The organism is Pedobacter sp. UBA5917 (genome assembly GCF_002432345.1).
In the GTDB taxonomy this organism is placed as follows: domain Bacteria; phylum Bacteroidota; class Bacteroidia; order Sphingobacteriales; family Sphingobacteriaceae; genus Pedobacter.
Genome location: NZ_DJDT01000210.1, coordinates 1 through 10,055 on the forward strand (window position 1 = coordinate 1; position 10,055 = coordinate 10,055).

General features: G+C 38.5%; 10 protein-coding genes. 2 read left to right on the forward strand and 8 right to left on the reverse strand.

Translation table 11 applies throughout. From position 1 onward, the window contains the following. Positions 1-30: 30 nt before the first annotated feature. The 3 genes from B2V92_RS13940 to B2V92_RS13950 all read right to left on the reverse strand — a co-directional run bounded on the left by B2V92_RS13940 (position 31) and on the right by B2V92_RS13950 (position 2,335). Positions 31-729, reverse strand: a complete 699-nt coding sequence (locus B2V92_RS13940) for an SDR family oxidoreductase (RefSeq protein WP_293309140.1) — start codon at positions 727-729, stop codon at positions 31-33. A 30-nt stretch (positions 730-759) separates the two neighbouring features. Next, a complete protein-coding gene (locus B2V92_RS13945; protein ID WP_293309142.1) occupies positions 760-1,566 on the reverse strand; it encodes a 3-keto-disaccharide hydrolase in 807 nt (268 codons plus the stop codon). Between the two features lie 61 nt (positions 1,567-1,627). Further along, positions 1,628-2,335, reverse strand: a complete 708-nt coding sequence (locus tag B2V92_RS13950) for a hypothetical protein (RefSeq protein ID WP_293309144.1) — start codon at positions 2,333-2,335, stop codon at positions 1,628-1,630. 412 nt (positions 2,336-2,747) lie between these two features. Here B2V92_RS13950 and mtgA point away from each other — a divergent pair, with 412 nt between their 5' ends. After that, entirely contained in the window at positions 2,748-3,476 is a 729-nt protein-coding gene (gene mtgA, locus B2V92_RS13955) for a monofunctional biosynthetic peptidoglycan transglycosylase (RefSeq protein ID WP_293309146.1), read from the forward strand. An 87-nt stretch (positions 3,477-3,563) separates the two neighbouring features. Here mtgA and B2V92_RS13960 read toward each other — a convergent pair whose 3' ends face one another. The 3 genes from B2V92_RS13960 to B2V92_RS13970 form a co-directional block, all read right to left on the reverse strand. Further along, positions 3,564-5,978: an AsmA family protein gene (locus B2V92_RS13960; protein WP_293309148.1), complete on the reverse strand. Its 2,415-nt coding sequence runs from the start codon at positions 5,976-5,978 to the stop codon at positions 3,564-3,566. A gap of 99 nt (positions 5,979-6,077) precedes the next feature. After that, positions 6,078-6,365, reverse strand: coding sequence for a YciI family protein (locus tag B2V92_RS13965; protein WP_293309150.1), 288 nt, complete (start codon positions 6,363-6,365; stop codon positions 6,078-6,080). Between the two features lie 5 nt (positions 6,366-6,370). Then, a complete protein-coding gene (locus B2V92_RS13970; protein ID WP_293309152.1) occupies positions 6,371-6,850 on the reverse strand; it encodes an ABC transporter ATPase in 480 nt (159 codons plus the stop codon). Between the two features lie 50 nt (positions 6,851-6,900). Between B2V92_RS13970 and B2V92_RS13975 the strand changes: the two genes are divergently transcribed. After that, the gene (locus tag B2V92_RS13975) at positions 6,901-7,407 is read left to right on the forward strand and encodes a hypothetical protein (RefSeq protein WP_293309154.1); all 507 of its coding nucleotides are present in this window, start codon (positions 6,901-6,903) and stop codon (positions 7,405-7,407) included. Positions 7,408-7,581: 174 nt separating this feature from the next. Here the strand turns inward: B2V92_RS13975 and B2V92_RS13980 are convergent, their stop codons facing one another. Both B2V92_RS13980 and B2V92_RS13985 read right to left on the reverse strand, forming a co-directional pair. Continuing rightward, complete coding sequence (locus B2V92_RS13980) at positions 7,582-8,370, reverse strand: (Fe-S)-binding protein (RefSeq protein WP_113948060.1); 789 nt, start codon at positions 8,368-8,370, stop codon at positions 7,582-7,584. A 172-nt stretch (positions 8,371-8,542) separates the two neighbouring features. Beyond that, a complete protein-coding gene (locus tag B2V92_RS13985) occupies positions 8,543-9,838 on the reverse strand; it encodes a (Fe-S)-binding protein (RefSeq protein WP_293309157.1) in 1,296 nt (431 codons plus the stop codon). Positions 9,839-10,055: the final 217 nt, after the last annotated feature.

Sequence of the window (10,055 nt, forward strand, 5' to 3'; positions counted from 1 at the left end):
CCATTATCCATCTTACATCATCCATCCCTACTATCCTTTCGGCGTAGTTGGTCTGATTTCTACCTTGCTCGGTAAAGTTCTTGCAGGCATGGCTAAAAGATCAACAATCAGTTTGCCCATATCTTCCGGCTGGATTTTCCAGGCATCGTTTTCGCTATCAGGTTGATGATCGTTAAAATGGCTTGCCACCGATCCGGGCATAATGGTACTTACCTTTACGCCATATTTTCTTAAATCGAGCATAACCGATTGCGTAAAGCCGGTTAAACCGAATTTACTTGCATTATAGGCCGAACCACCTGCGAAAAAGTTTGTTCCTGCCAAACTTGATATGGTGAAAATATGCCCTTTGTTCTTTTTGATTTCATCAACTGATGCTTTGATGCTGTAAAAAACACCTGTTAAATTGGTATCGATGGTTTCTTTCCATAAATCAATATCCAGTTCATCAATCGGTGCAAAATGGCCAACACCGGCATTGGCGATCAGCACATCCAATTGTCCCCATTTCTCGACGATGAGGTTAATTGCTGCCTGTTGTGAGTTAAAATCAGCAACATTGGCTTCAATGGCCAGTACATCACCATGTGCCACCAAATGGGCTGCAGCCTGGTTGGCACTTTCGATCGTCCTGCTTGTAATGGCTACTTTATAACCTTCTTTTAAAAGGGCTTCGGCAATACCGAAACCGATTCCTTTACTTCCTCCTGTAATTAATGCAACTTTCATGTTCTTGTAACGTATGATATCGAAAAATGTTTATTTTGATTTTTTTCTGCTGTTATGCGGCAGCTCCATGATCTGGATATCCTTAAAATCTACCGGCTGACCTTCACTTTGTAAGGCAATAAAGCCCTCGGTAAGTGCTTTGCCATCAATTTTAATCTTTGGGTCGTAACGGTTGGCTACACCGCCACCTATCTGTGGTTTGCTATATTGTAAAACTGTATCGCCATTGATGATATGTGTAACCAGCGAATCGCCCATTACAATCAGCTCTGCTGAAACCCATTGGTCGCCATCGTATGTTTTTGATTTAGAATCCAGGCAATGCCCATCATATAGTTTGCCTTGATAGAAAATATCCGTACCTGGCGAACACATATTGCCGGTAGGCCGTGGACGACCATCGCTTAAGCCGCCCAAAAACTGCATCTCGATTGAAATTGGCCAATCCTGTTCTTTCGGCATTGTTTTCGGGTCCTGCGAATGGAACATTACACCGCTATTACGCAGGGTATAACTTGGAGCACCCTTTTGCAGTTCGCCAACAAAGCGGTATTTCAGTTTGAGGTGATAGTAAGAAAAGGGTGTTTTATAATAAAGATGGCCAAACTGATCGTTAAAATCGCCATATTGATCATAACGTACCTGTATTGTCCCATCAACTACCCTAAAAGTATTGCCAAAATTCACATTATAATCATGGTGATGGATTTTTACGTTCCAATCTTTAATGTCTTTTCCGTTAAAAAGGGTAATCCACTTTTCTGATTTATTGATGTTTTTCGTGCTGCTGCAACCCCATAAAGTTAGGGCCAGAAGCAAGTAGCTTAGTTTTCTCATTTGGTTAATTTGATTTCCGGTATCTATATTAATTATTCAATTAGGCAATGATAAATATTATTTATCGCTTAGGCTTTTTAATAACTTTACAGCAATTGCCGTTCTGGTCCATAAAGTTGGATAGGTATACTCCATTTTCCTTTATATCTGCCTTTTTTGCTAGCAAGCTGTCGAATTTGACTATACCATTTCTGATTTCATAGAATTCGGATGGATTGTAGTAAATAGAATCGGGATGCTCAGGTACTTCATTAATGTCGAAACCGCCATATTCGAGAAAACCGTCATGATCAATATCTGTAAATGGAGCTGGTCCTCCGCCCTGATTTTTGTCGTTATATACACAATCTGCAATAAATGTTACCTTGTTATCTTTAGAAATTGAGTAAGCTGTAATAAAATTGAAGTTTGGCCTTCCATCGTTTTCCAAAAACAGCAGCACTTTATCTTTGCTTTTGATCACCCTGTTGTATTTACTTTCGTAGATAAAATAGTGTGTAGTATCTAAATAAATCTGTTTATCATTCAGAAATATCGCTTCATGGTAACGATCGTAATCCTTATGGTCAAAATATACCCTTTTTATCCTGATGCTATCGGCGTGACCTATTTTAATGGTGAGCGGTTTGTAAGCGGTATCTATTTTATTGGAATCGGGTAGCTTATTTGTGGAGGGAGTGAGGGTAACTTTGGTACGTTCTGTTAGTTTTGGATTTCTACATGCAATAAAACAGAAGGATAATATAAGGGCGAAAATCAGTCTTATCATAGGTCTAATATAGGAAAATGAAGGAGTATTAATTTGCATTCGGCTTTTAAATGCCAAAAAATCATAATTTTCCATCATCCATTTTACATTTTAAATTTTACACTTTCTGACCATTAAGGAGTTAAGGGCATTAAGATTTAACGACATACTCCTGAGCAATCGCTATTGGTTATTGAAAATTGATTATTGGTGATTGTTTTGATCATTGGTGATTCCCATCATCCATTTTACGTTTTCCATTTTCCACTTTTTGACCATTAAGGAGTTAAGGACATTAAGATTTAACGACATACTCCTGAGCGATCACTATTGGTTATTGAAAATTGATTATTGTTTTGTTTATTGGTGATATCTATCATCCATTTTCCATGTAACATTTTACATCTTCCATACCTTTAATTACCTTTGGCCTATGGCGAAAACCCGGACAACCAGAACGAAAAGTAAAGCGAAAAATCCGCTTCTAAAAAAAATCACAAACATTGCAACTAAGGTATTTTTATATTTTTTGCTGGTTTCTGTATTTTGGGTAATTGCATTACGTTTCATTAATCCGCCGATAACACTTTTAATGGTATTGCGTAATATTGAACGTAAATCAGATGGAAAGCCTTTTAAAACGGAGAAAAAATGGGTGAAATTTGATGATATCTCCGACAATATGAAACGGGCTGCGGTATCAGCCGAAGATCAGCTTTTTTTAAAGCATATTGGTTTTGATATGAAAGCGATCGAGAAAGCCTTCGCCAGCAATGCTAAGGGCAAGAAAGTAAAAGGAGGGAGTACCATTTCGCAGCAAACAGCCAAAAATGTTTTTTTATGGCCCGGCAGGTCATGGATCAGGAAGGGTTTTGAGGCTTATTTTACCTTATTGATCGAACTCTTCTGGAGCAAGGAAAGAATTCTGGAGGTTTATTTGAACGTAATTGAAATGGGTGATGGTATTTATGGCGCCGAAGCTGCTTCGCAAGAGTATTATGGCAAATCGTGCACCAAACTCACTAAAAAACAGGCCGCTTTAATCGCATCCTGTTTTCCAAATCCAAGAAGATGGACGCCTAAAAATGCCACACCATACATCAGGCACCGCCAATATCTGATTTTAAGGAATATGAACAGGTTAGGACCACTTGATTTTTAATGTAAGATGTTTGATGTAAAATGGATAATGGGGACAGGGTTCCTTCCATTATCCATTTTACATTGTCCATTCCACATCTTCCATCGGTTAATCATGATCCTTATTCCATCTGATTTTAATGCCGCCTTTTTCATCGTCAACGGCTTTTAAGTGCAATACAATACCGCGCATACGGGCCTGTTTTTTCTCTTCTTTGGTTAGGTTTTCGTCGCCTTTGGGGTTTCTTAGCGGGATATCCATAGCTACATTTGTACCAGGGCCTAAGGCATAGGTTCCTTTAACGTTAAAGTTTAAGGCGCTGGAATTTACCTGCATCGGACTGATTTCTACCTTATCACCTTTAACATTGAGTGTTCCGTCCAAATTTTTGATTTCTACATTTGATAAATTCCGGTTGGCAAAGGCAAATTTCCCTACTTTAACCATCGGATCAAAATTGACTAAAGCAGCATTATTGAGGTTAAATACCACCTTGCCGTTTATCGATCGTGGAAGGATTTTTCCGGTATGCGATATCCTGCCGGAAATGTTTACGAGCGAGGATAAATAACCTTTTAAGTTTTTGTTGGTAATGGTATTCTGTCCGAAATTATCGAAAGAATAAAAGAAATCTTTAACGCTTACATGGCTTATTTTTGAATTGATTTTAAAACTGTTCGAAGCCGCTTCCTGTATAATATTCCCATTTAACGAAAGCTGTCCGCCGGCATGGGCAACACTTATTTTATTGAAAAATATACCACCACCACGTAATGAAATATCAGCATCGAGGTTTTTTGCCGTAAAGTTATCGTAAATGGCTTTATCGACAGTTAAACGGATATTCATTTTGGAAAGTTCGAGCACGTTGCTCAATTCTTTGGAAACTATTTTTTTGTTGCCGTTAGATTTTGGTTTATTGCTCGACCGTGGACCTAAAAAGGGTAAAAATTCCTTTAAATACAGCTGTGGGCTCGACATTTTTAAATTCACTAAGATTTTATCTGGCGCGGTATAATATAAATTGGCAAAATTGGCAATACTACAATTAACGTTTAACTCGCTTTTGCCCAACTGGAAATGTCCGTTCTGGATAGATAAATCGTTCTGGTTAAAATTGATATTCAATGCACTTTTTACCAGATGAAGATTGCGTGGTACATATAAAATGTCAGCATCGGCAATTTGTATTTTGCCAGAAACAACAGGTTTGGTAAAGCGGAAATTATCGATATCGGCCTGGCAGTACAACCTTAAGTTTGCTGTTCCGTTTTTGAAATTGAAATCATTTGTACCTAACGAATTGTTTAAGTTGGATAAGGGAAACTGTGAGGTAACCAGTCCGGTGGCAATGGGCCTCGAAAGGTTGTTTACCGTAAACGTATCGATCTTCAACGGGGCATTGAAATATTTAGCGGTAAGCTTATGGAATTTGATGGAAGAATTTTCGTCGCCGATTATACCTCCAACTGTATCGCGGTTGGTAAATGAACCATCAAAATTACAGGCTGTTAATTTTCCGGCAGGTATAGAAACAACATTATCGCGCACGGTAATACCAACTTTGATCAGTGGATCGCCATATTTGCCCGATCCATCGTCGATGATATTACCACGGATATCGATCGGTTTTTCGATGCCGAACTTTAAAAGTTTGGAAGAAATGTTTGGTGAAAGCAATAAAGCCACATCCCTAAATAAAATATCATCAACTGCAATGCTAATAGCAAAGGCAGATTTGGATAGATCTATCTTGGCGCCGATCTTAAAAGGGTGACCACCGATTTTTAAAACTTCGGGTTTTAATATCACCGCATCCGAATCGCGGCTATAATGTGCAACTAAAGTGCCATCAAGGGTTTTATCTTTCAAAAAACTTCCCTTACGTGTGTTAAAAGCAAAGCTATTTACCTTGGTACTCAGTTTGATTTTTCCAGTCCAGCCACTATCAGGATATTCCATTCTGCCCTGGATCTGGTCGATATCAAAATTGAACAGTTTAAACCTCTTTTTATTATCAAGGATTAAACTCACTTTGTTAAAATCAATCTTTTTTACCTCTAATGCCGAAGATTTTGGCGATGATTTTTTATCGGTTTTGGGTTTACTTTTAAAAATACTGGTATTGCTATATCCGGTAGAATCGGTGTAAATATAGATGGAGGCATTATTTATGGCAATCTGTTTAATGTTAATATTGCCTACAATGAGCGAAAGCACATTTAATGATACATCGATATCCTGGGCCTTTAAAAGGTCGTGTCTATGCTGATTCCAAAGGCTATCTCTCAATAAAACACCATTTAACGATACCGAAACACCCGGAAAACTTTTAAGGAGCGTGGGTTCCATGCTTGTGGCTGTAATTTTGCCATTTAAATTTTTATTCAGTTGAGAGAGGATAGAAGCCAATACTTCTTTCTTGTTCCGGCTGATGTAAAATGCACCTGCCAACCAGGTTAATATGATCAGGATAACAAAAACCGATATGATTTTTAAAGAGATTTTGAGCCAGCGCTTCATACACATTAGTTTGATTTAACAATATAATGCTTTTTGAATGCTAATTGTTTGGCTGGTAAAGAAAAATATCACTTTTAGCACCTTAGGTTTTAGGTATTTTTATCCTAAAAGCAATTCTAGGTCAGGATGGTATTGAGAAGTGAGAAACTGCGTGATGGTATAATCGGCCAATCGATGGGTATAAAAAGGATCTTCCATCAGGATCTTTTTTAAAGCTTCCTCATCTTTGGCTAAAGCTAAAATGATACCACCTGTGCGGGGCACTTTTCTGCCTGAGGCAACAAAAATGTTTTCATCATAGTATTTATTTAAGAACTGAACATGTGCTTCCATGTACTTGTCCAGTTCTTCTAAAGGAACAATATATTTTAAATCTACAATGAACATGCAGGTTAAAGTAAGTGTGCGAAAACGGTAGAATGCCAGCTATTCTGAAATGCAACTTCCCATTTGGTTTCCAGTTCAGCCAGGTTCTGCACCATGTTGTTAAACACAATGGTTTCGGGTGTTACCTGTTTAATGTTTACCAGGGTTTCGAAATCTTCTTTGCTGTTTACCACAACTTCTCCATTCACTTTATAGGCCATGTTGAAACGGTTAAAAAGATCTACGTGGTATTCCTGTTCAATTTCTTTGATTAGCCTTACCGAACTATCTATAGAACAACCGGTAACCCCAGCCTGACTTTCATCTACTGTAAGGATAATAAAAAAGCCATAACGGATTTCTGCTTTTGCAAGCAATTCGTTTCCATGGGCTTTCCATTGGTTGGTAAAAGCTGCTAATTTGTTCAGGATCTCATTTTCTTCGGTTGAAGTAAATTTGCGATCGCTTTGGTATATCCAAACTCTTGATTGTGGAGAAAAACTCATATACAAATTTATGATTTTAATTAATTTGCTGTGTTTAAAACGCTAACCCGATGAAAAAGTTTACACTCTGCTTGAAAATATCGCTTGTTTCGGCTTTTTGTACGTTTTTATACGCTTTTTCCGATCCCGAAGCCCTCGAGCAATATACAGGTTACCTGCAAAAAACATTTATTGATCATTACGATAATGCTCAGGAAAACAGCCAGATAAAACGTTATGAATTAAATGTTACCAACAATGGCTTTTGCCGTTATAAACGATACTATAGTAACGGTAAAACAGAGTATTTCGCATTTAAGCTGGCAAAATTTAAAGATATGGATTATTATGGTACCACTAGTTCGGGGAAATTGTACATCCATACCAAAAGCGACGACGTAATTGTGCAGACTTACAAGGATAGGGGTGGCGATGTAGACTCGATGGCGACACAAATTATTATCCCATTAAAAAATATGGAGGCCGAAGATTTAAACCTGATCAGGGATAATTTTGAAAAGATTATTAAGCTACCGCCTGCTGAAGTACCTAAAGCAGAAGTGAAATCAGACGATTAAATTATTTGGGATTTGAAATAAAAAAAGTCTTAGCGAGACGCTAAGACCAGGTCAGTTAGTTACATCGATTCGTCATACGACCCCGAAGCTTCGTGGTCAGCATCTTTTTAGCATGGAGGCCCCTGATCCCGAAGATTCGGGACAGGGTGACGAGTGCTTTAATCAATGCAAAAATTACAACCCGTTTGCCCTTGCTGTGATCTCAGCAATATCGAGTACTTTAACTTCCTGTTCTTTATCTTTTAATTTAATACCATCACTTAACATCGTCATACAGAATGGGCAACCGGCGGCAATAAACTGTGGATTGGTTTCCAAAGCTTCGTCAATGCGTTCTACATTGATGTCTTTATTTCCTTTTTCAGGTTCTTTAAACATTTGTGCACCACCCGCACCGCAGCATAAACCATTACTTTTGCAGCGTTTCATTTCTACCAATTGCGCATCCAGAACTTCTAATGCTTTTCTTGGTGCTTCGTATATTCCGTTTCCACGGCCCAGATAGCAGGGATCGTGATAGGTGATTTTTTTGCCTTTAAAGCTTTCGCCACCTTCAGCCTTTAACTTGCCTTCGTTAATCAGGTCCTGGATGAGTTGGGTATGGTGAATTACTTCGTAAGTACCGCCTAAGCCTGGATACTCGTTTTTAATGGTATTAAAACAATGCGGACAGCCGGTTACGATCTTTTTAATATTGTATGCATTCAGCACCTCAATATTGGTCATGGCCTGCATCTGGAAAAGGAATTCGTTACCTGCTCTTTTCGCCGGATCGCCTGTACAGCTTTCCTCAGTTCCTAAAACGGCATATTTTATACCTACATGATGTAAGATCTTGCATATATCACGCGTGATTTTTTGTGCGCGTTCATCGTAACTGCCTGCACATCCAACCCAAAATAATATCTCTGGTTCTTCACCTGCGGCCATCAATTCGGCCATTGTAGGGACTTTAAATTCCATTTTTTTATAATATAGGTTAAGCGTTTAAATTGGTTAATCGGTTAACTGCTTTTTTATAGGTTAATTGTTTACCCTTGAACTCCACTCAAGGGGTTAACTGGTTAATTGTATTATTCAATTGTTTTCAAGTCATCCGACTTAGGACTCAAGACTATTGACTTAGGACTCAAAACTAAGAACCCTCGGCCCAGTTAAAACGATCGGCAGGAGAGTATTTCCAAGGGGCCTGGTTATTTTCAATGTTGCCCAACATGGCATTAATGCTTCCAGGTGCCTGCGATTCTTCCATTACCGCATAACGGCGGAGTTCCATAATAATCTGTAAAGGATCGATATTTACGGGGCAGGCTTCTACACAGGCATTGCAACTGGTACATGCCCAGATTTCTTCCCTGCTGATGTAATCGTCGAGCAAAGATTTGCCGTCCTGATGTTCAGCGCCGTGTTTATCAATATTTTGTCCCACTTCGGTAATCCGATCGCGGGTATCCATCATAATTTTACGGGGCGATAAAAGTTTACCTGTAATATTTGCCGGACATACCGAAGTGCATCTGCCACATTCGGTACAGGTGTAGGCATTCATCAGGTTTACCCAGCTCAAATCGGTTACATCTTTTGCACCAAATTTACCAGGTTCGGTTTCTGCAGGTACAAATGAAGGATCGAGCATGGCTTTTACCTCATTAGTAACAGATGCCATATTGTTAAATTCGCCTTTTGGTTCGAGGTTAGAAAAATAGGTGTTTGGAAAGGCAAAAAGGATGTGGAAATGTTTTGAGTAGGGCAGGTAATTTAAAAAAGCAAGGATACCAATAATGTGGAACCACCAGCAGCTACGCTCTACAATAACCAACGCGCTTTCTGACGAAGGAAGGATGTTCATTAAATACTGGCTTACCGGAAATGCACCTGCATTTACATAATGGCTAACACCTAAAAGTTGTAGTTTGGCATCGGCTGCATTCATGAGCAGGAAAGCACTCATTAATAAAATTTCGGTGATCAGGATATAATTGGCATCAGATTTTGGCCAGCTTTTCATTTCTACACCGCTGAAACGTTTCAGTTTAAGAATATTTCTGCGTACAAGAAATATAGCGCAGGAAACCCAAACGGTAAAAGCGAGGATTTCGAAAGAACCGATCAGAAAATTATATAAACCGCCCAAACCGTTAAAAATGCGGTGGGTGCCAAATAATCCATCGATCATAATTTCGAGTACTTCGATATTAATGATCACAAAGCCGATGTAAACAAAAAAGTGTAGAAAGGCCGGGATAGGGCGTACCACCATTTTAGATTGACCAAAAGCTACACGAAGCATCGTTATTAACCTTTTTTGTGGCTGATCTTTACGGTCAACCGCTTTTCCTAAACGGATATTGCGGATTATTTTCCGCAGGTTAATGGTAAACAGCGCAATTGCTGCAAGTGTAAGTACTAGAAAGAGGATCTGTGCTACCATGCAATATTAGATTGTTTGTGCTAAATTAGGATATTAATATTTAAAAATTACTATGCATGCATAAAAAAAACAATAAAATTGTTTGTTTGTACTCATTCTAAGCAATGATTGCGGCCATTTTTTTAATTGCTGAAAAATTAATTAATTGATAATCAGAGTGGCACTGAAATAATGAAAAAAAAGTTTTGCTTTTGAAAAAAGAACACTACATTTGCAA

Coding starts and splice junctions, on each gene's coding strand:
- B2V92_RS13985 (WP_293309157.1), bottom strand. CDS start 9,838: ATGGTAGCACAGATCCTCTTTCTAGTACTTACACTTGCAGCAATTGCG.
- B2V92_RS13940 (WP_293309140.1), bottom strand. CDS start 729: ATGAAAGTTGCATTAATTACAGGAGGAAGTAAAGGAATCGGTTTCGGT.
- B2V92_RS13965 (WP_293309150.1), bottom strand. CDS start 6,365: ATGTTCATTGTAGATTTAAAATATATTGTTCCTTTAGAAGAACTGGAC.
- B2V92_RS13945 (WP_293309142.1), bottom strand. CDS start 1,566: ATGAGAAAACTAAGCTACTTGCTTCTGGCCCTAACTTTATGGGGTTGC.
- B2V92_RS13975 (WP_293309154.1), top strand. CDS start 6,901: ATGAAAAAGTTTACACTCTGCTTGAAAATATCGCTTGTTTCGGCTTTT.
- B2V92_RS13960 (WP_293309148.1), bottom strand. CDS start 5,978: ATGAAGCGCTGGCTCAAAATCTCTTTAAAAATCATATCGGTTTTTGTT.
- B2V92_RS13950 (WP_293309144.1), bottom strand. CDS start 2,335: ATGATAAGACTGATTTTCGCCCTTATATTATCCTTCTGTTTTATTGCA.
- B2V92_RS13980 (WP_113948060.1), bottom strand. CDS start 8,370: ATGGAATTTAAAGTCCCTACAATGGCCGAATTGATGGCCGCAGGTGAA.
- B2V92_RS13970 (WP_293309152.1), bottom strand. CDS start 6,850: ATGAGTTTTTCTCCACAATCAAGAGTTTGGATATACCAAAGCGATCGC.
- mtgA (WP_293309146.1), top strand. CDS start 2,748: ATGGCGAAAACCCGGACAACCAGAACGAAAAGTAAAGCGAAAAATCCG.